Source organism: Verrucosispora sp. WMMA2044 (assembly GCF_027497155.1).
GTDB classification, from domain to species: Bacteria; Actinomycetota; Actinomycetes; order Mycobacteriales; family Micromonosporaceae; genus Micromonospora; species Micromonospora palythoicola.
Genome location: NZ_CP114913.1, coordinates 705,210 through 731,332 on the forward strand (window position 1 = coordinate 705,210; position 26,123 = coordinate 731,332).

General features: G+C 72.0%; 24 protein-coding genes. 19 read left to right on the top strand and 5 right to left on the bottom strand.

What is annotated here, in order from left to right:
* The first annotated feature begins 106 nt into the window (after positions 1 to 106).
* Positions 107 to 1,378: a folylpolyglutamate synthase/dihydrofolate synthase family protein gene (locus O3597_RS03295; protein WP_281604460.1), complete on the top strand. Its 1,272-nt coding sequence runs from the start codon at positions 107 to 109 to the stop codon at positions 1,376 to 1,378.
* Positions 1,375 to 1,740 carry a DUF4233 domain-containing protein gene (locus tag O3597_RS03300; RefSeq protein ID WP_164449377.1) on the top strand — a complete coding sequence of 122 codons (366 nt, stop codon included), beginning with the start codon at positions 1,375 to 1,377 and terminating at the stop codon, positions 1,738 to 1,740. Before O3597_RS03295 ends, O3597_RS03300 begins: the two co-directional genes overlap by 4 nt.
* A gap of 48 nt (positions 1,741 to 1,788) precedes the next feature.
* On the opposite strand, the gene O3597_RS03305 is transcribed toward O3597_RS03300, so the two are convergent.
* Positions 1,789 to 3,291, bottom strand: a complete 1,503-nt coding sequence (locus tag O3597_RS03305) for a VOC family protein (protein ID WP_281603223.1) — start codon at positions 3,289 to 3,291, stop codon at positions 1,789 to 1,791.
* A gap of 141 nt (positions 3,292 to 3,432) precedes the next feature.
* Here O3597_RS03305 and ndk point away from each other — a divergent pair, with 141 nt between their 5' ends.
* Positions 3,433 to 3,858 carry a nucleoside-diphosphate kinase gene (ndk, locus tag O3597_RS03310; RefSeq protein ID WP_164449379.1) on the top strand — a complete coding sequence of 142 codons (426 nt, stop codon included), beginning with the start codon at positions 3,433 to 3,435 and terminating at the stop codon, positions 3,856 to 3,858.
* Between the two features lie 14 nt (positions 3,859 to 3,872).
* On the opposite strand, the gene sigJ is transcribed toward ndk, so the two are convergent.
* Together sigJ and O3597_RS03320 are read right to left on the bottom strand one after the other, a co-directional pair.
* Positions 3,873 to 4,751 (bottom strand): RNA polymerase sigma factor SigJ, encoded by an 879-nt coding sequence (gene sigJ, locus O3597_RS03315; RefSeq protein WP_164449380.1) that lies wholly within the window; start codon positions 4,749 to 4,751, stop codon positions 3,873 to 3,875.
* Positions 4,748 to 5,188, bottom strand: coding sequence for a carboxymuconolactone decarboxylase family protein (locus tag O3597_RS03320; protein ID WP_164449381.1), 441 nt, complete (start codon positions 5,186 to 5,188; stop codon positions 4,748 to 4,750). Before O3597_RS03320 ends, sigJ begins: the two co-directional genes overlap by 4 nt.
* 471 nt (positions 5,189 to 5,659) lie before the next feature.
* On the opposite strand from O3597_RS03320, the gene ileS reads away from it, so the two are divergent.
* Together ileS and O3597_RS03330 are read left to right on the top strand one after the other, a co-directional pair.
* Entirely contained in the window at positions 5,660 to 8,806 is a 3,147-nt protein-coding gene (gene ileS, locus O3597_RS03325; RefSeq protein ID WP_281603224.1) for an isoleucine--tRNA ligase, read from the top strand.
* A gap of 139 nt (positions 8,807 to 8,945) precedes the next feature.
* The gene (locus O3597_RS03330) at positions 8,946 to 9,644 is read left to right on the top strand and encodes a lysophospholipid acyltransferase family protein (RefSeq protein WP_164449383.1); all 699 of its coding nucleotides are present in this window, start codon (positions 8,946 to 8,948) and stop codon (positions 9,642 to 9,644) included.
* A 67-nt stretch (positions 9,645 to 9,711) separates the two neighbouring features.
* Here the strand turns inward: O3597_RS03330 and O3597_RS03335 are convergent, their stop codons facing one another.
* Positions 9,712 to 11,091, bottom strand: coding sequence for a hypothetical protein (locus O3597_RS03335; RefSeq protein ID WP_281603225.1), 1,380 nt, complete (start codon positions 11,089 to 11,091; stop codon positions 9,712 to 9,714).
* A gap of 148 nt (positions 11,092 to 11,239) precedes the next feature.
* Between O3597_RS03335 and O3597_RS03340 the strand changes: the two genes are divergently transcribed.
* The 9 genes from O3597_RS03340 to O3597_RS03380 all read left to right on the top strand — a co-directional run bounded on the left by O3597_RS03340 (position 11,240) and on the right by O3597_RS03380 (position 21,460).
* Positions 11,240 to 11,911: a TMEM175 family protein gene (locus O3597_RS03340; RefSeq protein ID WP_281603226.1), complete on the top strand. Its 672-nt coding sequence runs from the start codon at positions 11,240 to 11,242 to the stop codon at positions 11,909 to 11,911.
* 60 nt (positions 11,912 to 11,971) lie between these two features.
* Positions 11,972 to 13,957, top strand: a complete 1,986-nt coding sequence (locus O3597_RS03345; protein ID WP_281603227.1) for a TIGR03960 family B12-binding radical SAM protein — start codon at positions 11,972 to 11,974, stop codon at positions 13,955 to 13,957.
* A gap of 97 nt (positions 13,958 to 14,054) precedes the next feature.
* Positions 14,055 to 14,774: a TIGR03936 family radical SAM-associated protein gene (locus O3597_RS03350; protein ID WP_164449543.1), complete on the top strand. Its 720-nt coding sequence runs from the start codon at positions 14,055 to 14,057 to the stop codon at positions 14,772 to 14,774.
* 130 nt (positions 14,775 to 14,904) lie between these two features.
* A complete protein-coding gene (locus tag O3597_RS03355) occupies positions 14,905 to 17,952 on the top strand; it encodes an Rne/Rng family ribonuclease (protein ID WP_281603228.1) in 3,048 nt (1,015 codons plus the stop codon).
* 194 nt (positions 17,953 to 18,146) lie between these two features.
* Positions 18,147 to 18,662 (top strand): hypothetical protein, encoded by a 516-nt coding sequence (locus tag O3597_RS03360; RefSeq protein WP_281603229.1) that lies wholly within the window; start codon positions 18,147 to 18,149, stop codon positions 18,660 to 18,662.
* A gap of 167 nt (positions 18,663 to 18,829) precedes the next feature.
* The gene (gene rplU, locus O3597_RS03365; RefSeq protein WP_093407572.1) at positions 18,830 to 19,144 is read left to right on the top strand and encodes a 50S ribosomal protein L21; all 315 of its coding nucleotides are present in this window, start codon (positions 18,830 to 18,832) and stop codon (positions 19,142 to 19,144) included.
* Positions 19,145 to 19,155: 11 nt separating this feature from the next.
* The gene (gene rpmA, locus O3597_RS03370; protein WP_091197044.1) at positions 19,156 to 19,410 is read left to right on the top strand and encodes a 50S ribosomal protein L27; all 255 of its coding nucleotides are present in this window, start codon (positions 19,156 to 19,158) and stop codon (positions 19,408 to 19,410) included.
* A 90-nt stretch (positions 19,411 to 19,500) separates the two neighbouring features.
* Complete coding sequence (obgE, locus tag O3597_RS03375; protein ID WP_164449387.1) at positions 19,501 to 20,952, top strand: GTPase ObgE; 1,452 nt, start codon at positions 19,501 to 19,503, stop codon at positions 20,950 to 20,952.
* Between the two features lie 70 nt (positions 20,953 to 21,022).
* Positions 21,023 to 21,460: a GNAT family N-acetyltransferase gene (locus O3597_RS03380; protein ID WP_281603230.1), complete on the top strand. Its 438-nt coding sequence runs from the start codon at positions 21,023 to 21,025 to the stop codon at positions 21,458 to 21,460.
* 52 nt (positions 21,461 to 21,512) lie between these two features.
* On the opposite strand, the gene O3597_RS03385 is transcribed toward O3597_RS03380, so the two are convergent.
* Entirely contained in the window at positions 21,513 to 21,992 is a 480-nt protein-coding gene (locus O3597_RS03385; protein ID WP_281603231.1) for a DUF4383 domain-containing protein, read from the bottom strand.
* 239 nt (positions 21,993 to 22,231) lie between these two features.
* Between O3597_RS03385 and O3597_RS03390 the strand changes: the two genes are divergently transcribed.
* The 5 genes from O3597_RS03390 to O3597_RS03410 all read left to right on the top strand — a co-directional run bounded on the left by O3597_RS03390 (position 22,232) and on the right by O3597_RS03410 (position 26,113).
* Positions 22,232 to 22,987 carry a hypothetical protein gene (locus tag O3597_RS03390; RefSeq protein ID WP_281603232.1) on the top strand — a complete coding sequence of 252 codons (756 nt, stop codon included), beginning with the start codon at positions 22,232 to 22,234 and terminating at the stop codon, positions 22,985 to 22,987.
* Positions 22,988 to 23,018: 31 nt separating this feature from the next.
* Positions 23,019 to 23,474, top strand: coding sequence for a phage holin family protein (locus O3597_RS03395; protein WP_164449391.1), 456 nt, complete (start codon positions 23,019 to 23,021; stop codon positions 23,472 to 23,474).
* Positions 23,471 to 24,121 (top strand): DUF3618 domain-containing protein, encoded by a 651-nt coding sequence (locus tag O3597_RS03400; protein ID WP_164449392.1) that lies wholly within the window; start codon positions 23,471 to 23,473, stop codon positions 24,119 to 24,121. The genes O3597_RS03395 and O3597_RS03400 overlap by 4 nt, the downstream gene beginning before the upstream one ends.
* 187 nt (positions 24,122 to 24,308) lie before the next feature.
* Positions 24,309 to 24,944, top strand: coding sequence for a cyclase (locus O3597_RS03405; protein WP_164449393.1), 636 nt, complete (start codon positions 24,309 to 24,311; stop codon positions 24,942 to 24,944).
* Positions 24,941 to 26,113: a zinc-dependent alcohol dehydrogenase gene (locus O3597_RS03410; protein WP_281603233.1), complete on the top strand. Its 1,173-nt coding sequence runs from the start codon at positions 24,941 to 24,943 to the stop codon at positions 26,111 to 26,113. Before O3597_RS03405 ends, O3597_RS03410 begins: the two co-directional genes overlap by 4 nt.
* The last annotated feature ends 10 nt before the right edge of the window (positions 26,114 to 26,123 follow it).

Consider the following 26,123-nt stretch of genomic DNA (forward strand, 5'->3'; position numbering starts at 1 on the left):
TACCGGCGATCGGGCGGGCGGCGACCGGGGCGAACGGGCCAGCCGGGCCGACCGGGCCGCCTTCGCGCAGGTGGAGGCCGAACTGGCCGGGCGCGGCTTCACCCGGATGGTCTTCGAGCTGGACCGCATCACGTCCCTGCTGGACCTGCTGGGCAGCCCGCAGCGGGCCTACCCGTCGATCCACCTGACCGGGACCAACGGCAAGACCTCCACGGCCCGGATGATCGACTCGCTGCTGCGGGCCTTCGGGCTGCACACCGGGCGGTACACCAGCCCGCATCTGGAGACGGTGCGGGAGCGGATCAGCCTCGACGGCGAACCGGTGGACGAGGCTCGGTTCACCGCCGTGTACCAGGAGGTGAAGCCGCTCGCCGAACTGGTCGACGACCGTTCGGCCGAGCCGCTGACCTACTTCGACATGACCACGGCGCTGGCCTTCGCCACCTTCGCCGACGCCCCGGTGGACGTGGCCGTGGTCGAGGTGGGTCTCGGTGGGGCCGAGGACGCCACGAACGTCATCCAGGCGGGGGTGTGCGTCCTGACCCCGGTCGGGCTCGACCACACCGAGTGGCTCGGTGACACGCTCCAGGACATCGCGGTGGCCAAGGCCGGCATCATCCACCCGGGTGCCACGGTGATCTGCGCCGCCCAGGACGAGGAGGCCGCCCGGCCGATCCTGCAACGCTGCGCGGAGGTGGGCGCGACCGTGGCCCGGGAGGGCTCGGAGTTCGGCGTACTGCGCCGGGCTGTCGCCGTCGGCGGCCAGGTGCTCACCCTGCAAGGGCTGGGCGGGGTGTACGAGGAGGTCTTCGTCCCGCTGCACGGCGCCCACCAGGCGCAGAACGCGGCGGTGGCGCTGGCGGCCGTCGAGGCGTTCCTCGGTGCGGGCGCCCGCCGGCAGCTCGACGTGGAGGCGGTGCGGGAAGGCTTCGCCGCCGCCAGCTCCCCGGGACGGTTGGAGCGGGTGCGTTCCGCGCCGACGATCCTGCTCGACGGGGCACACAACCCGCAGGGCATGGCGGCCACGGTCACCGCGTTGCAGGAGGAGTTCGCGTTCAGCAAGCTGGTCGCCGTCGTGGGTACCCTCGCCGACAAGGACGCCGCCAGCATGTTGGAGCTGCTGGAGCCGGTGGTCGACCAACTGGTGGTGACGCGGAACAGTTCACCCCGGGCGCTGCCGGCCAAGGAGCTGGCGGCGCTGGCCGCGGAGGTGTTCGGCCCGGACCGGGTCGAGGTGGCCGAGGAGATGCCGGACGCCATCGAGGCGGCGGTTGCGCTGGCCGAGGAGGACGTGCCGGGCGAGCTGGCCGGCGTCGGGGTGCTCATCACCGGCTCCGTGGTGACCGTGGCCGACGCCCGACGGCTGCTGAAGCGATGACCGGCGACGGCGACGGCCAGCCCCGCCGATCGGGCCTGCGCAATCCGCAGCGGGCGGTACGCGGGCTCGGGGCGGCTGCGCTCGCCCTGGAGGCGTTGGTGCTGCTGCTGGCGATCCAGCCGATCCGGGCGGTCGGTGCTGATCTCGGTGGCGCGGCGATCGCGGTGGTCGTGACGCTGGCCGTGGTCGCCGCCGGGCTCGCCGGCATGATGCGCCGCCCGTGGGCCTGGCACGCCGGCACCGTGTTGCAGGGGCTGTTGCTGCTGTCCGGCCTGCTGCACTGGTCGCTGTTCGTGCTGGGCGTGATGTTCGCGCTGGTGTGGGCGTACGCGCTGCACGTGCGTCGGGTGATCCTGGGCTGAGGGCGACCGCGACGGGCGCGTCAGGTCAACGACGGCCCGGGGCCTCGGTCACGCCTCGGCGAGTTCCCGCCACTGGGTCAGCGCGATGCCGTGCCCGTCGGGATCGCGGAACGCCGCCGCCCACACCTCCAGCTTGCTGCCACGGTTGACCACCCGGGGCGGATAGGTGAACCGCACGCCGGACTCGCGCAGCCGCTGGTACGCCGACTGGATGTCGTCCACGTCCAGGTTGACGTGGACCAGCCGGCGACTGATCGGCTGGGCCCCGGTCACCTCGCGGAGCACCAGGCGGGTCGTCCCCGAGGAGAGCACCGCGTTGGCGGCACCCCGGTCGACCTCGGTGAACCCGAGCCGGTCCCGGTAGAACTCCAGGGAGCGGGACAACTCTGTCACCAGCAGGGTGATGCCCACCCCGCTGATCGGGGCCGCCAGGTCGGCGGCGTCCGGGTCGAAGCCGAAGATCGCCTCGTCCAGTTCCTCCGCGTCGACCGCGCCCGTCCGATCGGCAGCCGGCTGCGGCTGGTCGTCGACCGCCGGGCGGTCGCCTGCCGGCGGGCGATCGGCGGTGACCACCGGCCCCGGCTCCGGGTCGTCGAGCGGCAGGTCGAGCGGGTCGAGCGGATCCATCGGGTCGGTCAGGCCGGCGGCCGGGCCGGTCGACGGCTGCGTGACTCGCCCCGAGGCCACCGGATCGGCCACCTGGTCAGCAGGTTCGTCCCCGGCGGAGGTCGCCGAGGTGGTGAGTCGTTCCTCGGTCGGTCGTGGCTCGGTGAACCGTTCCTCGGCCGGTGTCCGTGGGGCGGGCGTGGCTCGGCGGGGCAGCCGATGCTCGTCGGAGCGTTCCACCACGGTCCCCTCCAGCACGACCGGCCGGCCCGGGCGCTGGCGTACCCGCACCGTCTCGTGGTGCTCCACGTGCTCGACGGTTTCGACGACGGCGTCGTGCGGCCGGCTGTCCGACGGACCGCCGAGTGGACCGTCAGGTGCCTCGCCCGAAGGTTCGTGGAAGTCCTCCTCCGGCATCCGGCCGGCCCAGGGCGGCGCCTCCTGCCCGATCAGCACCTCGTCCGGCGGCACCGTGGCGAACTCGGGGGGCAGGTCGGCGGTGCTGCCGGCCTCGGTGTGGGTGAGCACCTCGTCCCAGAGCACCCGGACGTGTCGCGGGTCGTCCAACGCCACCCGGATCGGCAGGGTCTGCCCCAGCGACGGCCACTTCGACACCGGAACCCGCGGCTCGATGATCTTCTTCGAGCGGGGTGGCAGCCCGGGAGCGTCGATCACCAGCTGGAGTTCGCAGCGACCGAACGCGTACTGGGTCGGTGGCTCGGAGGCGCTGTGCACGTGGCCGGCGCCGACGACCCAGGTGCGACCGCCGCCGCGCACGGTGGCCAGCGCGATCGCCAGGGCGAGCAGGGCGACACCGAGCGCGACGATCGCCCAGCTGGTCATGCCCAGGCCGAAGAGGATGACGAAGGTGGCCACGGTGCCGAGCACCGCGGCGATCAACTTGCGTACCGGTGCGATGGGTCGGTTGCCGCCACCATTCGCCACAGTGGACCTCCCGGGGGTCAGGGCCAGGCTAGGCCGGATCGGGGGCCGGGGGAAGGCCGGCCACCGCGCCGGCGCCGGGACCGGGTCGCTAGGCTGACCGTACCCAGCCTGACCGGCTTCCGCTCTGAGGAGGAACCCAGCGTGTCCAGCAGCAGCCCGGACGACCGCACGCTCGTCCTGATCAAGCCCGACGCGGTGCGCCGAGGACTGGTGGGCGAGATCATCTCCCGGTTCGAGCGCAAGGGGCTGCGGATCGACGCGATGGTGTCCCGGACGATGGACGCCGCGCTGGCCGACGAGCACTACGCCGAGCACGTCGACAAGGCGTTCTACCCGCCGCTGAAGGCGTTCATGACCGGTGGTCCGCTCGTCGCGCTGGTGCTCTCCGGCGACCAGGTCATCGAGGTGGTACGTGGCCTGATCGGGGCCACCGACGGGCGCAGGGCCGCCGCCGGCACCATCCGCGGTGACCTGTCCCTGTCCAACCGGGAGAACCTGGTGCACGCCTCCGACTCGGCCGACAGCGCCAAGCGCGAGCTGGCGCTCTGGTTCCCCGAGCTGGGCTGAGCCAGCAGGTCGGCTCAGGCCGCCCAGGGCAGCTTGTCCGGGTTGGCCACCAGGAAGATGTCGGTGATCCGGCCGGCGGCCGTGCCGAGGGTGACCGCGTACGCGACACCGGCCGCGGTGGTCACCACGGCGGCCGGCTGGCCGTTGAGCTCCGTGCGCCGCACCGCGAGCGGCCAGCCCTTCGCCCGGATGCCCAGCAGGAACCGGACCACCCGGTCGGCACCGGTGATCGGGTTTCGGGCGGCCCGTACCCGACCGCCGCCGTCGCTCCACGCGGTCGCGTCCGAGGCGACCAGGTCGGTGAGCGCGGCCAGGTCACCCTCGGTGGCGGCGGCGATGAACGCCTCCAGCAGCCGTTCCTGCTCGGCCCGGTCGGCGGTGAACCGGCGCTTGTCGCGCCCGATCCGCAGGCTCGCCCGGTGGTGCAACTGACGGCAGTCCTCGGCGGAGCGGTCCAGCAGCTCGGCGATCTCCGCGTAGGGCAGCTCGAAGGCGGTGTGCAGCACGTAGACGGCGCGCTCCGGCGGGGTGAGCCGTTCCAGCAGGTGCAGCAGCGCGGTGGAGAGCGAGTCGCGCAGTTCGGCACGCTCCAGCGGCCCGAACGGCGACGGCGCGGTCGGCACCGGCTCCGGCAACCACGACCCGACGTACGTCTCGCGGGCGGCCTGTCGGGCCCGTAGCCGGTCCATCGACAGGTGGGTCACCACCCGGGACAGGTAGCGACGCGGCTCGCTCACCTCGGCGCGGTCGACCCGTAACCAGCGCAGGTACGCCTCCTGGAGGACGTCCTCGGCGTCGTGGCGGCTACCCAGCAACCGGTAGGCCAGCCCGAGCAGCATCGGCCGGTGCGCGTCGAGCGCACCGGCCGCCTGCGCCGCGTCGACCGGACTCACACGTCCGTCGGCAACTCGTTGCGGAAGGTCACCGCGATCCGGTTCCACACGTTGATTGTGGCAATGGCCAGAACCAGGTCGGCGAGGGCCTTCTCCGACCAGACCTTCGACGCGGCGTCCCAGACGTCGTCGGGTACGCCGTGCTCGCCCAGCTTCGTGACCGCGTCGGTCAACGCGAGCGCGGCGCGTTCCCGCTCGTCGAAGAAGGGCGCCTCCCGCCAGGCGGCCACCGCGAACAGTCGCCGGCTCGACTCGCCGGCGCCGAGCGCCTCCCGGCTGTGCATGTCGACGCAGTACGTGCAGCCGTTCAGCATCGACGCGCGCAGTTTCACCAGTTCCAGCACGGTGTGCTCGACGTTGGCCCGGACGTACTTCTCCAGCCCCAGCACGGCGCCGAACGCCTCCGGCGCCACCTCGGCCACGTTGATCCGCTGCATTGACAACCTCCCGATGATTCGGTCCGACACCCCCTCGACGGATCGCCGGCCTTCCCGCGTGACCACTAGCCCATGTGACCCCGCTCATGCCCCCGTCCCCGCCGGCACCCCGGGACGATCATGAAGTTGTTGTCGCGACACGCCGAGGCGGGCCGACAACAACTTCATGATCGGCGGGAGGGGTGGGGGGGTTATTGGGGCGAGGGGTGGGAGGCGGGGTGGGTATCATGGGCGGGCAGGGCGATGATCCGGCTATCACCGGGGAGCTTCCGGAAGAACGGCCGGGTGACCGGCTCAGTAGAACCGGGCGGGTCCGGCCCGTCACAGCCGGCCAACGAGCGGGCGGTCGATCCTGACCGTCAAGCGGGGTGGTACCGCGGGCTTGGCCCGGCGCGCCGGTGACGGCGTACCCGGCAAGGCTCGTCCTCGCAGACCCACGACAGTGAGCGTCAGCGAGGAGAGCGACCGGCGATGGCCTATCCGTTGCACCACCCGACCGCCGGCGGCGTACCGGCGAGCCCGGACCTGCCCGCGGTCGAGCGCCGGGTCCTGGAGCACTGGACGGCCGACAAGACCTTCGAGGCGTCCGTGGACGCCCGCCCGGCCGGCGACGAGGGGAAGAACGAGTACGTCTTCTACGATGGCCCGCCGTTCGCCAACGGCCTGCCCCACTACGGGCACCTGTTCACCGGGTACGTCAAGGACGTGGTGCCGCGTTACCAGACCATGCGTGGAAGGCGGGTGGAGCGGCGCTTCGGCTGGGACTGCCACGGCCTGCCCGCCGAGGTGGTCGCCGAGAAGCAGCTCGGCATCACCAGCAAGGCGGAGATCCTCGATCTCGGCGTGGCCCGCTTCAACGACGCGTGCCGTTCCTCGGTGCTGGAGTTCACCCAGGACTGGGAACGCTACGTCACCCGCCAGGCCCGATGGGTCGACTTCACCAACGACTACAAGACCCTCGACCTGGACTACATGGAAAGCGTCATGTGGGCCTTCAAGACCCTGCACGACAAGGGGCTGGTCTACGAGGGTTTCCGGGTGCTGGCGTACTGCTGGCGGTGCGAGACGCCACTGTCGAACACCGAGACCCGGATGGACGACGTCTACCGCGACCGGCACGACCCGACGCTGTCGGTGTGGTTCGAACTGACCCCCGACGACTCGGCACCGGAACTGCTCCGGGGGCCGGTGCGGCTGGGTGTCTGGACCACCACCCCGTGGACGCTGCCGTCGAACCTGGCCCTCGCCGTCGGTCCGGACATCGAGTACGCGGTGCTGGAGCGCGACGGCGTCCGTCACCTGGTGGGCGCGGCTCGACTCGGCGCGTACGCCAAGGAACTCGACGGGTACCAGCAGGTCGGCACGGTGCGCGGCGCGGACCTGGTCGGTCGCCGGTATACCCCGCTGTTCGACTTCCTGGTCGCCCACGCCGGTGACAACGCGTACCAGGTGCTCGGCGCGGACTTCGTGACCACCGAGGACGGCACCGGGATCGTGCACCTGGCCCCCGCGTTCGGCGAGGACGACCAGAACGTGTGCAACGCGGCCGGCATCCCGACCATCGTCACGGTGGACGATCACACCCGATTCACCTCGCTGGTCCCGCCCTTCGAGGGTGAGCAGGTCTTCGACGTCAACAAGCCGGTGATCCGTCAGCTCAAGGAGCGGGGGGTGGTGCTCAAGCAGGACACCTACACCCACTCGTACCCGCACTGCTGGCGCTGCGACACCCCGCTCGTCTACAAGGCGGTGTCCTCGTGGTTCGTCGCGGTGACCACGTTCAAGGACCGGATGGTCGAGCTGAACCAGCAGATCAACTGGACGCCGGGGCACATCAAGGACGGCTCGTTCGGCAAGTGGCTGGCCAACGCCCGGGACTGGTCGATCAGCCGCAACCGGTTCTGGGGCTCGCCGATCCCGGTGTGGAAGTCCGACGACCCGAACCACCCCCGGGTCGACGTGTACGGGTCGCTGGCCGAGATCGAGCGCGACTTCGGCGTACGGCTGACGGACCTGCACCGGCCGGCGGTGGACGATCTGGTTCGCCCCAACCCGGACGACCCGACCGGGCGTTCGATGATGCGGCGGGTGCCGGAGGTGCTGGACTGCTGGTTCGAGTCCGGCTCGATGCCGTTCGCCCAGGTGCACTACCCGTTCGAGAACGCCGACTGGTTCGAGCACCACTACCCGGGTGACTTCATCGTGGAGTACATCGGGCAGACCCGGGGCTGGTTCTACACCATGCACGTGCTGGCCACCGCGCTGTTCGACCGGCCGGCGTTCCGTAACTGCATCAGCCACGGCATCCTGCTCGGCTCCGACGGGCGCAAGATGTCCAAGAGCCTGCGCAACTATCCGGACGTCTACCACGTCTTCGACTCGTACGGCTCGGACGCCATGCGCTGGATGCTGATGTCCTCACCGGTGCTGCGGGGCGGGGACATGCCGGTCACCGAGTCGAGCGTGCGTGACGCCGTGCGGCAGGTGCTGCTGCCGTTGTGGAACGTCTGGTACTTCTTCTCGCTCTACGCCAACGCCGACTCGTACCAGGCGAGGCGGAGGACCGACTCGACGCACCTGCTCGACCGGTACGTGCTGGCGAAGACGAACGAACTGGTGTCGACGGTCGGCGCGCAGATGGACGCGTACGACATCTCGGGGGCCTGCGCCACCGTCCGGTCCTACCTGGACGCGCTGACCAACTGGTACGTGCGTCGTTCCCGGGACCGGTTCTGGGCGGGCGACGCGGATGCCTTCGACACGCTGTGGACCGTGCTGGAGACGCTCTGCCGGGTGGTGGCGCCGCTGGCGCCGCTTACCGCCGAGGAGATCTGGCGGGGGCTGACCGGCGAGCGGTCGGTGCACCTGACCGACTGGCCGGTGGCCGAGGAGTTCCCGGCCGACCACGAGCTGGTCGCCGCGATGGACGCGGTGCGGGCGGTGGCCTCCGCGACGCTGTCGCTGCGCAAGACCAAGGGGCTGCGGGTACGGCTGCCGCTGGCGAAGCTCACCGTGGCCAGCCCGGCGGCCGGGCAGCTGCGGCCCTTCGCCGACCTGGTCGCCGACGAGGTCAACGTGAAGGAGGTCGACGTCACCGACGAGGTGTCGGCGTACTGCCAGCAGGTGTTGACGGTGGTGCCGCGGGCGCTCGGGCCCCGGGTCGGCAAGCAGGTGCAGCAGGTGATCAAGGCGGTCAAGGCGGGGGAGTGGGAGCTGGTCGACGGTGCCCCGGTGGCCGCCGGCGTCACCCTGGCCGAGGGCGAGTACGAGCTGCGCCTGGTCGCCGCCGACGCCGAGCACTCGGCGCCGCTGCCCGGCGGTGAGGGGGTGGTGGTGCTGGACACCACGGTCACCGCCGAACTCGCCGCCGAGGGGCTGGCCCGGGACTTCGTTCGGGTGGTGCAGCAGGCGCGCCGGGACGCCGACCTCGACGTGTCCGACCGGATCGTGGTGACGGCGTCGGGTTCCGACGAGGTCCGGGCGGCGGTGGCCGGGTACCGCGACTTCGTGGTCCGGGAGGTGTTGGCCGACAGCGTCGACTTCGCCGAGGGGATCGACGGCTTCGCCGGTGAGGTCGGCGAGGGCGTGCCCGTGACCGTGGTGGTCCGTCGGGTCTGAGTTGCCCGAAGGGGGCCCTTCCGGCCGGGAGGGGCCCCCGCACCCAGCCAGCGGACGGGCCCGACCTCACGCATGCCGTCGTGCGGCGGTCCGCTACGGTGACACCGCCTCTTACCTCACTCGATCCGCCGGAGGACCAGTGCCGCTGCTCTACACCATCGGCAAGCTCACCGTGGGGCCGGCGATGCGGCTGGCGTTCCGTCCGACGGTGGAGGGGCTGGAGCACATCCCGGACCAGGGCGGCGCGATCTTCGCCGGCAACCACCTGTCGGTGGCCGACGAGCTGTTCCTCGGCACGGTGGTGCCCCGGCACCTGGCGTTCTGGGCCAAGTCCGAGTACTTCACCGGCACCGGCGTCAAGGGCCGCTTCTCCAAGTTCGTCCTCACCGGTCTCGGCGCGATCCCGGTGGAGCGGGCCGGCGGCCGGGCCGCGCTTGCCGCGTTCGACGCCGCCATCCCGGCACTCAAGGGCGGTGACCTGGTGGTCGTGTACCCGGAGGGCACCCGTTCGCCGGACGGGCGACTGTACCGGGGACGTACCGGGGCGGTCCGGCTCGCCATCGCGGCCGGCGTGCCGATCATCCCGGTGGGCATGATCGGCACCGAGAAGGTACAGCCGATCGGTGCCCGGGTGCCGCGTCCCTTCACCGGGAAGATCACCATCAGGTTCGGCAAGCCGCTCGACTTCACCGGCCGGCCGGACGACCGGCTGTCGCTGCGACAGTTGACCGACGAGATGATGGGTGAGATCCAGAAGCTCACCGGCCAGGAGTACGTGCCTCGCTACGCCCCGCCGCGGGCCCACCCGCCGGTCAGCGGAGAGACCGACGCCGGCTGAGCCGACGGCGCCCGAGCCGCGTCCCGCCCGTTGACGCATGGCTGGGGCGGGTGGCCGGCGGCCCCGGTCAACCGTCGGTGGTGACGATCTGGTCCCGTAGGGTGCCCAGCAGCCGGGAGCTGTCGTCCACGGAGAGCCCGGTGAAGACACCCGTGGTGATGCTGCCGTGGTCGACCGAGGTGCACACCACCGCGCCGACCCCGTCGGTGCGGCCCACGGCGCAGCGCTCGTGACGGCCCCGGACACCGGTCTCCATGATCTGCTTCTCGCCGAGGGCGTACTGGTCTTTGAGGCGCTCGATCTCGGCATCGGCGTCCGCCGACGGGGTGAACCGGAAACCGGTGCCGCCGAAGACGGTCACCCGCTTGCCGTTGCTGGTGTGGTAGATCCCGGCGAAGGTGTCCTCGGCGAGCCAGTGTGACTGGCGCATCTGGGTCTCCAACTGCCGCGCGTCGCGGGTGCTGCGCGGGTCCTCGCGCAGCCGCAGGTCGGCCACCTGCTGGGGCAACGCGGCCTTGGCCGGGTACTGGCTGGCCATCGGCATGCCGTAGTAGGCCGGACAGCCGCAGCAGCAGGCCAGGGTCAGCAGCAGCAGCCAGGGCCAGCGGCGACGCTTGCGGACCGGCACCGGGACGTACCCCGCGGGCGGCTGCCAGCCGGGCGGCGGCGCCACAGGTGCGGCCTTCCGCTTGCCCCGCCGACCACGCGGCGGTGGTGACGCCGGTGGGCCGGCCGGGCCGGGCGGGTAGGGGCCGGGTGGTTGTGGCCGCTGCTGCGGCCCGACCCCGGGCAGGGGCTGGTGCTGCGGCGCGGGCTGGTGCTGCGGCGCGGGCGGGGGCGGCGGAATCGGCGAGACCGGTGCCGGGGGGCCGGAGTACGGCCGGGTCGGCGGTGGGCTCGGGTAGGACAGCGTCGGCGGCAGGGCGGGAAAATCGGTGGAGGGGAGATCCCAGCCGCTCGTGTCGACGCCGGCCCACGGATCGACAGGCGTCTGGTGCTCCGGCTGCGGCACCGGGGGTGCCGGCGGTGGGGTGGGTTCGGCCGACTCGCCCCAGCCCGGTCGGCGCGGTGTCGCCGGCGGTACCGGTGCCGAGCCGCTCCAGCGCGGTGTCGCCGTCTCGGGCGCGGACTCGGGCAGCACGCGGGTGCCCTGCGGGCCGACAGGCGGTGCCGGCGGGACGGCGGGCGGCCTGTCGTCCGGCTCGGCGTCGGCGGGTGGGTCAACCCGGGTGGGTGCCGCCACGTCGGCGGGCGGGCCCGCCTCGGTGGGTGCGACGTCGGCGGGCCCGGTGTCGGCCTGCTTGGTCTCGTCCGAGACGGCCGACCGACCGTCGCCCGCTGCGGGGTCGTTGGGCAGTTCGTGGGTGACCGCCGGCTCCCCGTCCCGGTGTTGATCCGGACGGCTCCCGTCGACCGGCCGGTCGGCTCCCGGCTGCGGCTCCGGCATCGCGGCAATCTCCTCTCGCGCCGGTCCGAGGTTAGTACCGGTGTGCCACCGGGACCGACCCGGGATGAGGGGACGGCAGATCCGAGCGGGTGCGCCGGCAGGTGTCGTTCGCCAACGGTGCTCGGATGGCTACCCTTAGTCTCGGTCTATGTCCGAATCGCAGGCGAAGCCCGGTACGTCACCGGTGAGCGATATCGGCCGGATGACTGGCTTCAGCGACGGGGTCTTCGCCATCGTGATCACCCTGCTGGTGATCGAACTCCAGGTTCCCGACCATGCGCCGGGAGAACTGCTCCACGCCCTGTTCGAACAGGCTGCTGCGTACCTGGCCTTCCTGCTCTCCTTCGGGTACGTCGGCGTGCTCTGGCTCAACCACCACACCCTGTTGCGCCTCATCCGCGGAACCACACTCGGCCTCAACTGGATCAACCTGTGGCTGTTGCTCGGCGTGGTGATCATCCCGTTCCCGGCCTCGGTGCTCGCCGAGGCCTTCGCCCACGCCGGCACCGACCGCGACCGCCGGGTCGCCGTGCTGTTCTATGCCCTCGTCGCCGCCGCGATGTCCGCACCCTGGCTCGCCTTCTTCGCCTACCTCCGTCGGCACCCGATGTTGCTCGGTGATGGGATCGGTCGGGCCTTCGTGTCCAGCCAGCGGATCCGGCCGGTGGTCGGCATGGCGCTCTATCTCATCGGTGGGGCGCTGGGCTGGTTCGTCAGCCCGGTCATCGGATTGGTCGGCATCGGCGTCATGATCTTCTTCCACGCGGTGACGAGCGAGGGTGTCCGGCGGGGGCGGTCACGTCTGCGTACGACAACCTGACCGGTTGCGCTCGCCCCGTCGGCGCGGCTGGCGGTGGAGCACCGCGTACCCTTGGGCATCATGAGCGTCCCGTCCACCACTTCGCGTCCCGTGGCGGCCAACTCCGTGTGGCCCCGCCTGGAGCCGCTGCTGCCCCAGGTGACCAAGCCCATCCAGTACGTCGGCGGCGAGCTGGGCGCGGTGGTCAAGGAGTGGGAGGCAGCGACCGTACGGTGGGCGCTGATGTACCCGGACGCGTACGAGGTGGGACTGCCCAACCAGGGTGTGCAGATCCTCTACGAGGTGCTCAACGAGCTGCCGGACACCCTCGCCGAGCGCACGTACGCGGTCTGGCCGGACCTGGAGAAGCTGATGCGCGCCCACGGCGTGCCGCAGTTCACCGTCGACGCCCACCGCCCGGTCCGCGACTTCGACCTGTTCGGCGTGTCGTTCGCCACCGAGCTGGGCTACACCAACCTGCTCGCCGCGATCGACCTGGCCGGCATCCCGCTGCTCGCCGCCGACCGCACCGACGCCGACCCGGTGATCGTGGCCGGCGGGCACGCCGCGTTCAACCCCGAGCCCATCGCCGACTTCGTCGACGCCGCCGTGCTCGGCGACGGCGAGGAGGCGGTCCTGGAGATCACCGGGATCGTCCGGGAGTGGAAGGCCGAGGGCTGTCCGGGCGGCCGGGACGAGTTGCTGCTGCGGCTGGCCCGCACCGAGAGCGTCTACGTGCCGCGCTTCTACGACGTGGACTACCTGCCGGACGGCCGGATCCAGCGGGTCGTGCCGAACCGGGCGGACGTGCCGTTCCGGGTGCACAAGCGCACCACGATGGACCTGGACGCCTGGCCATACCCGAAGAAGCCGCTCGTACCGTTGGCCGAGACGGTGCACGAGCGGTACGCGGTGGAGATCTTCCGGGGCTGCACCCGGGGTTGCCGGTTCTGTCAGGCCGGCATGATCACCCGTCCGGTGCGGGAACGCTCGATCACCACGGTCGGGCAGATGGTGCAGCAGGGGCTGGAGTTCTCCGGCTTCCACGAGGTGGGGCTGTTGTCGCTGTCGTCGGCCGACCACTCCGAGATCGGTGACATGTGCTCCGGCCTGGCCGAGCAGTACCAGGGCACCAATGTCTCGCTCTCGTTGCCGTCGACCCGGGTGGACGCCTTCAACATCGAGCTGGCCCAGGAGCTGTCCCGCAACGGCCGGCGGACCGGCCTGACCTTCGCCCCGGAGGGCGGGTCGGAGCGGATCCGCAAGGTGATCAACAAGATGGTGTCCAAGGACGACCTGATCCGTACGGTGGTCACCGCGTACACCAACGGTTGGCGTCAGGTGAAGCTCTACTTCATGTGCGGTCTGCCCACCGAGACGGACGCCGACGTCCTGGAGATCGCCGACATGGCGCACGAGGTGATCCGGGCCGGGCGCGCCGCCACCGGCTCCAAGGACATCCGGTGCACCGTCTCCATCGGCGGGTTCGTGCCCAAGCCGCACACCCCGTTCCAGTGGGCGGCCATGCAGCGACCCGAGGTCATCGATCACCGGCTCCGGCTGCTCAAGCAGGCCATCAACGCCGACCGTTCGCTCGGGCGGGCCATCGGGTACCGCTACCACGACGGTGAGCCGTCGCTGATCGAGGGCCTGCTGTCCCGGGGTGACCGTCGGGTCGGCGCGGTGATCCGTCGGGTCTGGGAGAACGGCGGACGGTTCGACGGCTGGAGCGAACACTTCTCGTACCAGCGCTGGGTCGACGCGGCGGCCGAGGTGCTGCCCGGTTTCGGGGTGGACCTCGACTGGTACACCACCCGGGAGCGCGACGAACTGGAGGTCCTGCCCTGGGACCACCTGGACTCGGGCCTGGACAAGGACTGGCTCTGGCAGGACTGGCAGGACGCGCTCGGCGAGTACGAGCAGGACGACTGCCGGTGGACGCCCTGCTTCGACTGCGGCGTCTGTCCGGCGATGGACACCGAGATCCAGATCGGCCCGACCGGCCGGAAGCTGCTTCCGTTGACCCCGGTCAACGGCTTGAAGCTGTCCGCCGGCGCCCAGCAGTAGTCCGGCGCACGGGTGGGGCCCGACACCGAGGAGCACGACGATCAGTAGGAAACCACAGCCCGAGGGCGGCCAGGCACCGGTCGTCCAGCGCGTCCGGATCCGGTACGCCAAGCGTGGCCCGCTGCGGTTCACCTCGCACCGGGACTTCGCCCGCGCCTTCGAGCGGGCACTGCGCCGGGCCGGCGTACCGGTCGCCTTCTCCCAGGGCTTCACCCCGCACCCGAAGATCTCGTACGCCAGCGCGGCACCGACCGGGGTGGCCAGCGAGGCGGAGTACCTGGAGATCGGCCTGCGTGAGCAGGTCGATCCTGAGCAGCTGCGGATGGCGCTGGACGCGGCGCTCTCGCCCGGCCTCGACGTGCTCGACGCCGTGGTGGCCAGCGGTGCGAGCCTGCCCGACCGGATCGAGGCGTCCCGCTGGCGGATCGAGCTACCGCAGGTGGATCCCGACGTGCTGGCCAAGGCCGTGGCCGTCTTCACCGCCGCCGACGAGGTGCTTGTCGAGCGGATGACCAAGCAGGGGCGGCGCACCTTCGACGCCCGCGCCGCAGTCGTCGACATCGATGTGATCGCCGCTTCGGCGACGCCTTCCGGGGACCCGGTCGTACCGTGTGCGATACTCGAACTGGTCGTGCGGCAGGTCACCCCGTCCGTGCGGCCCGATGACGTCCTTTCCGGCTTCCGCGTGGTGGCCGGCCTGGAGCCGCCGGTGGCCCCGAAGGTGATCCGGCTGGCTCAGGGCACGCTGACCGCGCAGGGCGCGATCGTGGACCCGCTCGACGCGGACCGCGACGGGGCAACCATCGGCGGGCGCTGACCGACGGTCGGCGTCCAGGCAGGCAGACTTCGCCGGCGCGCACTCCGTGCGCCCGGGGAAACACCTTTTGCGGCAACCCTGCGTGGCAGCGCTCACCCGCGCCCGGGGAAGCCAGAACTGGAGAACGTCCATGCTCGAGAACGAGCCCGAGGGCAGCGAACGGGCCGGCATCAACCCGGCCGACCAGACCGCCGAGGACAGCACCGCGGAGGTGACCGCCGCAACCCCGCCGCCGGACGCGACCGAGCCCGAACCGGTCGCCGACCCGCCGGAGGAGATCGCCGGTGCCGTGAGTGGCACCGCCGACCTGGGTGGCGTCGCCGACCTGGCTGGTGCGCCGAACGCCGAGCCGGCCCCTCGGCGCCGGACGACCCGCCGCCGGGCCACCTCGGTCAGCCGGCCCGAGCAGACCGACGCGCCGGTGGAGGCGACCGGAGCCGCGGCGGTGGGCAGCGGCGAAGCACCCCAGGCCGAGGTCTTCGCCCCGGTCTCCGGTGACCTCGACCCGGCCGCGAAGACGCCGCGCCGCCGACGCAAGGCGACCACCGGGCAGAAGTCCGTGGAGGAGCCGTTGGCCGCGGCCGAGGCGGAGGCCGCCGACAGTGACGTGGTGCCGCCGGTCAAGGTGACCCGTACCCGGCGTCGGAAGTCCACGACCGAGCCCGCCGAGGCCGTGACCGAGCCGCCCGCCCAGGCCGAGCCGACACAGCCGCCCGCCGACGCCGATCTCGCGCCGGCGGCCGGCACCGACTTCGGCTCCGCCGCGTTGCCCACCGAGGGGGCCGCCGATCCGGCACAGCCGGCCGAGACCACCGAACCGGTGGCTGCCGTCGAACCTGACGCCGCTGCCCAGACGACAGCGCCGGCCGAGCCGGAGGGCCGGTCCCGCCGTCGCAAGGCTGCCCTCACCGCGCCGACGGTGCTGTTCATGGCACCGGAAGAGGTGATCGCCGCCCGCGCTGCCGCCGCCCAGCCTGCCGAGGAGGAAGCCGCCGAGGAGCCGGCCGAGCCGTCGCGGCGGCGTCGCCGGGGCCGGCGGGAGGCCGAGCCGACGGTGGTGACCGAGCCCGAGGAGGAACCCGCCGCCGAGGCCGAGGAGGTCTCCGAGGAGGAGGACGACGAGGAGACCGCGAGCGGCCGGCGTCGCCGCCGACGCGGTCGCCGGGGCCGGGGCCGAGGCAAGGGTGGCGCCGAGGACGGCGAGGACGCCGAGGACGCCGAGGAGGGCGCGGCCGAGGAGACCGTCCAGGCCGAGACGGACGAGTCCGAGGAGGGCGACGAGGCCGAGGGCGACGGGATGACCCGTCGACGCCGTCGGCGGCGTCGGCGGGGGGCCGGCGACACCGACGGCGCCGACGACGACGGTGTGCCCACCGTGGTGAAGATCAGGGAGCCGCGCCGGACGGTCGACGAGGTGCAGGGTGTCTCCGGCTCGACCCGGTTGGAGGCCAAGCGGCAGCGCCGTCGGGACGGCCGAGAGCAGCGCCGGACCCGCCCGCCGATCCTCAGCGAGTCGGAGTTCCTGGCCCGCCGCGAGGCGGTCGACCGGGTCATGGCGGTGCGCCAGCGCGGCGACCGGACCCAGATCGCCGTGCTCGAGGACGGCGTCCTGGTCGAGCACTACGTCACCCGCAGTTCCGCCGGGACCATGGCCGGCAACGTCTACCTCGGCAAGGTGCAGAACGTGCTGCCGAGCATGGAGGCGGCGTTCGTCGACATCGGCCGAGGACGCAACGCGGTCCTGTACGCCGGCGAGGTCAACTGGGACTCCACCGGCCTGGAGGGGAGAGCCCGTTCGATCGAGCAGGCCCTCAGGTCCGGTGACTCGGTGCTGGTGCAGGTCACCAAGGATCCGATCGGGCACAAGGGGGCCCGGTTGACCAGCCACGTCGCGCTCTCCGGCCGGCACCTGGTCTACGTACCCGGTGGCAACGCCTCCGGGATCAGCCGCAAGCTGCCGGACACCGAGCGTAAGCGACTGCGTGACGTGCTGAAGAAGCTCGTGCCCGACGGTGCCGGTGTGATCGTCCGGACCGCGGCCGAGGGCGCCAGCGAGGATGAGTTGGCCCGGGACGTCAAGCGCCTCCAGGCGCAGTGGGAGGACATCCAGGCGAAGGCCGCCGAGGGCGGTGCGCCGGTGCTCCTCTACCAGGAGCCCGACCTCGTGATCCGGGTGGTCCGCGACCTGTTCAACGAGGACTTCCGCGAGCTGGTCATGGAGGGCGACGAGGCGTACGACATGGTCGAGTCGTACCTGTCGCACGTGTCGCCGGACCTGGTCGCGCGGTTGCGGCGGCACGTCGGCACCACGGACGTGTTCGCCGAGTACCGCATCGACGAGCAGATCCTCAAGGGCCTCGACCGCAAGGTCTTCCTGCCCTCCGGTGGCCACCTGGTGATCGACCGGACCGAGGCGATGACCGTGGTCGACGTGAACACCGGCAAGTACACAGGTGCCGGGGGCAACCTGGAGGAGACGGTCACCCGCAACAACCTGGAGGCGGCCGAGGAGATCGTCCGGCAGCTGCGGCTGCGGGACATCGGCGGAATCGTGGTGATCGACTTCATCGACATGGTGCTGGAGTCGAACCGGGAACTCGTGCTGCGTCGGCTGACCGAGTGCCTGGGCCGCGACCGTACCAAGCACCAGGTCACCGAGATCACGTCACTCGGTCTGGTGCAGATGACCCGTAAGCGGATCGGCGCCGGGCTGCTGGAGGCGTTCAGCGAGACCTGCGAGTGCTGCAAGGGCCGGGGCCTGGTCATCCACACCGAACCGGTGCCGGAGAAGACGCGCTCCGGCGGCGGGGACAAGGTCAAGGCGGTCGCCTCGGCGGGTGCCCCGGCGGCCGAGCAGACGACTGGTTCGTCCCGGCGCCGAGCGCGCAAGGGCGCCGCCTCGGCGGAGCGGACCGTGGTGGAGGTCACCGAGACCGACACGACGAGCACCGCCGACGCCGACTACCACGACACCATGGGTTACGACCTGTCGCGTTACGAGACGGAGACTCCGGCCGCGGTGGACGTCGCCGACAGCCAGCAGGGTGAGTCGGCACGGCTCGCCGCCCCGGACGACCCGGACGCGCTCGGCGAGAACGACGAGGACGACGGTGGCGAGAGTGGCACCGGCCGGCGTCGTTCCCGTCGTGGCGGCGCGCGTCGCCGTACCCGGCCCTGACGGTGGCCGGTAGGGCCAGCTTCGCCCGGTGACGGGCGCCTGACGGTCAACGAGCCCCGCCCGGTGGTGATGTCCGCCGGGTGGGGCCGTCGGCGTATCGTCGATGGGCGGCCGCCCGGCCGGTCCGGGCCTGGCTGGCCCGTCGGGTGCCCCGGGCGCCGGGCGGGTCGACCCGGCCGCCGAAGGAGGAGTCGATGCGCCGACCGCTCGCCGTCACCGTGGCCGCCGCCGCGCTGCTCGTCGGCACGGCCTGCTCGGCCGAGCGCGGCGACCCGGCCGAACCGACCGCCCCGACCTCGACTCGCGTCGAGGTCACCGCCGGCCCGGCGACGCCCACCCCGGAGCAGCCGGTGGCGACCCCCGGTCCGGGGGCGGCGGGCGGGAACGCCCCGGAGGTCTGCGCCGCCGCGCAACAGGCGAGCGGTGCGGCGGGCAAGAAGTACGTCGAGCACCTCGCCGCGATGGTCACGGCCACCGGCGCGGGTGACACCGCCGACGCGCAGGCCGCCGGCCGGCGGGCCGAGGCGGCCCTGTCCGACTGGGAGAAGGCGCTCAGAGCGCAGGCGACCCGCGCCGACGACCGGCAGCTCAAGGACCTGCTGACGGAGCTGTCGACCGAGGTCGGCCGGCTCGGCACCGACATCGAGGCGCTCGAGGGCGCTTCGCTCGACCGGTTGCAGCAGCGCCTCGACCAGCTCTGCGCCCGCTGACCGGCCCGGCCCGGTTTGGGTCCCGGCCCGAGGATGGCGTACGCTAGCCTGCGGCGCACTTTGGTGTGCCGAGTTCCCGCGTGCCCGCGCCGCCGTGCTTCTGCTGCCCGGCGAGCCGCCGTGGGGACGACCAGTCAGCAGCCTCAACGACAGGGAGTCCGCCTCCGATGTACGCGATCGTCAAGACCGGCGGCAAGCAGTACAAGGTCGCCGAGGGCGACGTGATCGAGGTCGAGAAGCTCACCGGTGCCCCCGGTGACGCGGTGAAGCTCGCCGCGGTGCTCCTCGTCGACGGTGACGACCTGGTGACCGACGCGGCGAAGCTCGCTCAGGTCGAGGTGTCCGGCGAGATCGCCGCGCACACCAAGGGCCCGAAGATCCGGATCCACAAGTTCAAGAACAAGACCGGCTACCACAAGCGCCAGGGTCACCGTCAGCCGCTGACCCAGGTCAAGGTGACCGGCATCTCCAGCGGGAAGTAGGTCGTCCTCCAATGGCTCACAAAAAGGGTGCGTCCAGCTCGCGTAACGGTCGTGACTCCGCGGCCCAGCGACTCGGCGTGAAGCGCTTCGGTGGTCAGGTCGTCAGCGCGGGTGAGATCCTCATCCGTCAGCGTGGCACCAAGTTCCACCCCGGTGACCTGGTCGGCCGCGGCGGAGACGACACGCTCTTCGCGCTGGCCGCCGGTGCGGTCCAGTTCGGCACCCGGCGCGGTCGCAAGACCGTGAGCATCGTGCCGCAGCAGTAGCTGTCCGGCGTAAGCGGGCCGTGGACCTGATGTCCCGGCCCGCTTCGCCTTTTCTCGCGCGGGGCCGGGCCCCGCTGGAAGGATGACGTCGTGACGACGTTCGTTGACCGGGTCGTCCTGCATCTGCAGGCCGGCGACGGCGGGCACGGCTGTGTCTCGATCCACCGGGAGAAGTTCAAGCCGTTCGGCGGCCCGGACGGAGGCAACGGCGGGCACGGCGGCAGCGTCTCCCTGGTGGTCGACCCGCAGGTGCACACGCTGCTGGACTTTCATTTCCGACCGCACGTCAAGGCGGAGAACGGCCGGGGCGGCGCGGGCTCGAACCGGGACGGCGGCAACGGTGCCGACCTGGTGCTCAAGGTGCCCGACGGCACGGTCGTGCAGACCAGCGACGGCACCGTGCTGGCCGACATGGTCGGCGCCGGCACCACCTTCGAGGTGGCCCGGGGCGGTCGGGGTGGCCGGGGCAACGCCTCGCTGGCCAACGCGCGCCGTAAGGCGCCCGGCTTCGCCGAGCTGGGTGAGCCGGGCGAGCAACTTGACGTGGTGCTGGAGCTGAAGAGCGTCGCCGACGTCGGGCTGGTGGGTTTCCCGTCGGCCGGGAAGTCGTCGCTCATCTCGGTCATCTCCGCCGCCAAACCCAAGATCGCCGACTACCCGTTCACCACGCTGGTGCCGAACCTGGGCGTCGTCCGGCTCGACAACCACACCTTCACCGTCGCCGACGTGCCCGGGCTGATCCCGGGCGCGGCCACCGGCAAGGGGTTGGGGCTGGAGTTCCTCCGGCACGTCGAGCGCTGTGCGGTCCTGGTGCACGTCATCGACACCGCCACCCTGGAGCCGGGGCGGGACCCGCTGGCCGACATCGACACCATCGAGGCGGAGTTGGCCGAGTACGGCGGGTTGGCCGACCGGCCCCGGCTGGTCGCGCTGAACAAGGTCGACGTGCCGGACGGCCGCGACCTCGCCGAGATCGTCCGACCCGACCTGGAAGCGCGTGGTCTGCGGGTCTTCGAGGTCTCCGCGGCCACCCGCGAGGGGCTCAAGGAACTCATGTACGCGATGGCGGAACTGGTCGAACAGTCGCGGGCGGCGGCACCACCGGCCGAGCCGACGCGGATCGTGATCCGACCGAAGGCGGTCGACGACGCAGGCTTCACCATCGAGGCCGAGGACGACGGCTCGTACACCGTGCGCGGTGTCCGTCCGCAGCGCTGGGTGCGCCAGACGAACTTCGACAACGACGAGGCGGTCGGCTACCTCGCCGACCGGCTGGCCCGACTCGGCGTCGAGGAGCAGTTGGCCAAGGCGGGCGCCCAACCCGGTGACCTGGTCCGGATCGGCGACCGGGAGTTCGACTGGCAACCCACCCTCTACGCCGGTGCCGAGTTCGTCCCGGGTGCCCGGGGCCGTGACGTCCGGCTGGAGGAGAAGCCGACCCGGGCCAATGCGGCCGAACGGCTGGCGGCCCGCAAGGCACGCCGGCAGCGACCGGCCGACGAGGTCGAGCCGGCACCCGCCGACGGGAATGACGCCGAATAGCTCGATGCGCTCCGAAATGGGGACGACTGCTGGAAACCTTCGCGAAATTTCGTCGCCCTAGCGTGGCCTGATGCTTATCGAGTCCCGCCCGCTGACGGATCCGGAGGTCGCCGCACTCGCTACGGCCGGGCAGCGCGAGCTGGGTGAGGCCGCCGGGCGCGACGTCGGGACGCGCGGGGACACCTGCTGGTTGACGGTCGTGATCGCCGGCCGTGCGGTGGCGTGCGGCGGGATGCGGGTGTGCGACGACGACACCGGTGAGCTGGAGCAGTTGTACGTGCGTCCGGCCTACCGACGCCGGGGCATCGCCCGCCAGCTGGTCGCCGCGCTGGAGGAGCTGGCGTACCAGCGGGGATACTCGATGGTGCGGGTGGAGGCCGGTCCGCACCATCCGGCGGCGGCGCTCTTCCGGGCCTGCGGTTACGAGCCGATCTCCGCTGCCGGTGCGCCCAGTGGCGGCGCGCCGTATCGGGAGTGCTTCGCCAAACGGCTCCCCGTGCCGGCCTGAGCCCGAGGCTCCCGGCCGGGTCCGAGGTGGCGGCGGCCTCGGCGTCGCGGCGTCAGGGACGGTCGAACGGGCGGTCGAGACGGCTGCCGCTGCCGCCGGCCCGCGCCGACAGCAGCAGCCCGAGCAGGAGCATCCCGAGGCCGAGCCCCAGGTGCAGCCAGTTGTCCGCGTCGTTGAGCGGGACGAAGTTCGCTGCGCTCTCCTCACCGACGGCCAGCCCGTAGATCCACAACCCGAGGTAGAGCGCACCGCCGGCGACGAGGTAGAGCCGGGCACCGGCCACGCCGCGGGCCAGCACCAGCCCGGCCACGGCGAAGCCGAGGTGCAACAGGTTGTGCAGGACCGAGACCTGGAAGAGACCGAGGAGCCGGGCACCGGAGTGGTGCCCCGCGAAGGTCATGTCGCCGTAATCGGTGGTGATACCGGGCACGAACCCGAGCACCCCGAGCAGCAGGAACACTCCCGCCACGACCAGGGCGGCGAGCTGTACCCGGGTACGTGAGGTGCGGCCACCCGCTGACCGACGCGCCATCGATGTCACCTCCGTGGATCCGCGAGAGCCCCGCAACGGTCTGGCAGGTCGACGCGACACTCCGTGAGGTGACGTGGTCCCGCCGATCCTTCATCTTGTTGCCCGCGCCGGGCGATCCGCAGGGAAATGCCCGATCGAGCATGGGTGGCCGATCGCAGGGTAGGTCAATCAGTGGCAGCGGCGACATCGGCCGCTGCAACCCCCAATACCCGCGACGATCCCGCAGCGGAAGGGACATCATGACCTACGATCTGTCATCGACCCCCAGGACCCACGAGCCCGATTCGCCGAACGGCGGCGGCGTCCGCGAGCAGGCCCACCAGATGGGCGCGGAGGCTGCGCACGCCGGTGGAGCGGTGGCCGAGACCGCCCGCGAACAGGGTCGCGAGGTTGGCCGGGAGGCCGCCCGCCAGGCCCGGGACCTGTACGGCGAGGCCCGGACGCAGCTCGCCGGCCAGGCTGGTGAGCAGCAGCGGCGCGCGGCCGGCGGGCTGCGCTCGCTGGCCGACGAGATGCGCTCGATGGCCGACAACGGTGGCCAGGCCGGCCCGGTGAGCGAACTCGCCCGTCAGGCCTCCGACCGGGTGCACGGTGTGGCCGGTTGGCTGGAGCAGCGCGAGCCCGGCGACCTGCTCACCGAGGTACGCGACTACGCGCGCCGCAACCCCGGCACCTTTCTGGTCGGTGCGGCCCTGCTCGGTGCGGTGGCCGGCCGGCTGACCCGCAACCTCTCCGCGAGCGGCGACGACCGCCCCGCCAACTCCGCCATGGAAGACCCGTACGGCGATCCCGACCGGACGGTGGCCTTGCCGACGCAGGCCCCGCCGGTCGGCTCGACGGGTGCGCCCGGTGGAGGAAACCGCGACCCTCGCACCCAGCCCGTCGACCTGCGGCCGATCGAGGAGGGGTACTCCGGCACGGGCACGCCGCTGCCCCCGGTGGAGCGGACCGATCCGCTGCCGGGCGTGCCGTCGAGCGGGACCACCCGGCCGTGAGGACCCGAGTCATCCGAAGGGAGGCGACGGAATGACGACGCCGACACAGAGTTCCGCAGCGGATGCCCGCAACCATCACCCGCCTTCGGCGGAGGAGGTCCGGGGTAGCTCCATCGGGGAGCTGATGCGCCAGGTCACCAGCGACCTGTCGACGCTGATGCGGCAGGAGGTGGAGCTGGCGAAGGCCGAGATCCGTCAGGAGGGGAAGAAGGCGGGCAAGGCCGCCGGCCTGTTCGGCGGTGCCGGCTTCGGCGCGTACATGGTCGCCCTGTTCCTCTCCCTCGCCCTCTGGGGCGGCCTGTCCAACGTGATGGACGCCGGTTGGGCAGGGCTGATCGTGGCCGTCCTATGGGCGGCGATCGCGGCGCTTCTCTACACGATGGGCCGACGGAACGCGGAGCGCATCCGCGGGCTCAAGCAGACCAACGACAGCGTGCAGCGCATCCCCGACGCGCTCAAGCCACACCCGGAGGGAGTGACCCGATGAGCACCGACCCCGTCCAGATCCGCCGGGAGATCGAAACCACCCGCGACAACCTGAGTTCCGATGTGGACGCCCTGGCGTACAAGGTCAGCCCGGGCCGCATCGTCGAAGATCGTAAGCAGCGGGTCCGTACCACGCTGCGGAATGTGAGGGACAGCGTAATGGGAACCGCATCCGATCTGGGCCATCAGACCAGCCATGGCGCCCACGCGGCCGGCGATCGTGCCGCCGCGACGGCCTCCGCGGTGGGCGACGCGGCGCACTCGGCCGCCTCGGCGGTCGGCGACGCGGCACACCGCGCCCCGCAGGTCATCAGGCGCAGGTCCGAGGGGAACCCGCTGGCCGCCGGCCTCATCGCCTTCGGCGTCGGCATGCTCGTCTCCTCCCTCGTTCCGCCCACCCAGCGTGAGCAGCAGCTGGCCACCCAGGCCCGGGAGAAGGCCGGTGAGCACGGCTCGGCGGTGACCGACAAGCTCAGCCGGGTGGCGAGCGAGATGAAGCAGGAGCTGCGTGAGCCGGCGCAGCAGGCCGCCGAGTCGGTCAAGGCCACCGCGCAGGACGCCGCACAGACGGTGACCGATGACACCCGGTCCGCAGCCCAGGATCTGAAGGGGCAGGCGCGGCACTCCCGGGACCAGGTGCGTCCCTGACCGGTCGACGAACCCAGCCGCTGCTGGCGGCAGTCCGTCCTACGCGTAGGCCGTGAGATGGGCGAGGGCTCCTCCTCGGGCGATCCGAGCGGAGGAGCCCTTGCCTTTTGCCCCGTTTCACGGTCTGCGTGCCGGGTAGCGGCCACTACGGCGGCCGGGCGCCGGACGTCCGGGCGGAGGAGGCGTGATGAGAAGCAACGCGACGAGACTGGCTCTGGTGGGCGCCGCGACCGTGACCGCGGTCGGCGTCGGCCGGGCGGTGACCCGCCGACGGCGTCGGCACCAGCCCCAGCGGGAGGATGGCTGGTACGTGGTCCGGCGTGCGGTCACGGTCGACCGGCCGGTAGCGGCGGTGATCAGCTTCTGGACCGAGCGGGAGCGGCTCGACCGGGCCCTGGCGGAGTGGGCGACCCTGGAGCAGATCGACGGGAACCGCTGGCGGTGCGTGTCGCGTGATCCCGACACCGGCGCCACCGAGTGGCGCGCCGAGATCACCGTCACCGGTCCCGGCCGGCTGCGCTGGCAGGTCACCGGCGGGCCGGAGCAACAGGGCACGGTCGAACTGGTGCCCGCACCACAGGGCCGGGGTACGGAGATCCGCGCGGAGCTGAGATACCGCTCCGGCCCACTGCGCCGCGCCCTGGGGCTGGCGGCCGGTGACGAGCCGGACCTACGGCTGCGCGACACGCTGCGCCGGGTCAAGTCCCTGATCGAGTGCGGTCAGCTCATCGACACCCGGCGGGACCCGTCCGGACGGAGTCCGGCACAGGAACGACGCACCGATGAGATTCGGCAGCGGTTGACGACGGGAGGACGGGCGTGAAGGCGCTGTGCTGGGAGGGGGTCGGCAAGCTCAAGGTACGCGACGTGCCGGAGCCGCGGGTGCGCGCCGCCGGCGACATCATCGTCCGGGTCCGCGCCAGCAGCGTCTGCGGTTCCGACCTGCATCTGATCAACGGCTTCATCCCGGCGATGCGGGAGGGTGACATCCTGGGCCACGAGTTCACCGGCGAGGTGGTCGAGGTCGGGCCCGGGGTACGGCGGTTGGCCGTCGGCGACCGGGTGGTGGTCGGCTCGGTGGTGGCCTGCGGCGGCTGCTGGTACTGCCGGACCGAGCAGTACTCGCTGTGCGACAACTCGAACCCGCAGCCGGTCTTCGCGGAGAAGCTGTGGGGGCACTCGCCGGCCGGCATCGTCGGCTACTCACACGCCGCCGGGGGCTACTCCGGCAGCCACGCCGAGTACGTACGGGTGCCGTTCGGCGACGTCGGGGCGTTCAAGGTGCCCGACGGGGTACCCGACGACGCGGTGGTCTTCGCCTCCGACGCCATGCCCACCGGCTGGATGGCGGCCGACTTCTGCGGCCTGACCGGCGGTGAGGTGGTCGCGGTGTGGGGTGCCGGTGGAGTGGGGCAGATGGCCGCCCGGGCGGCGCAGCTGCTCGGCGCGGAGCGGGTCATCATGGTCGACCGGCTGCCGGAGCGGCTGGCCGTGGCCGCCGACCGGCTGGGAGTGGAGACGGTCAACTACGCCGACACCGACGTGCTCGAGGCGCTGCGCGAGATGACCGCCGGTCGCGGACCGGACGCCTGTATCGACGCGGTCGGCATGGAGTCCCACGACGTCGGCCCGGGGTACGCGTACGACAAGGCGAAGCAGACCGCCCGCTTGCAGACCGACCGGCCGACGTGCGTCCGGCAGGCCATCATGGCGGCCCGCAAGGGTGGCACGGTCAGCATCGTTGGTATCTACGCCGGCCTGGTGGACAAGTTTCCGCTGGGCGCGGCGATGAACAAGGCCCTGGTGCTGCGGATGGGGCAGATGCACGCCCAGCGCTACATCCCGATGCTGCTCGACCGACTCGCCGCCGGCGAGATCGACCCCGGCTACCTGGCCACCCACCCGCTACCGCTGGACCAGGGTGCGCGCGGCTACGAGATCTTCGAGAAGAAGGAGGACGGCTGCCTGCGTACGGTGCTGCATCCGGCCTGATCAAGGCCGC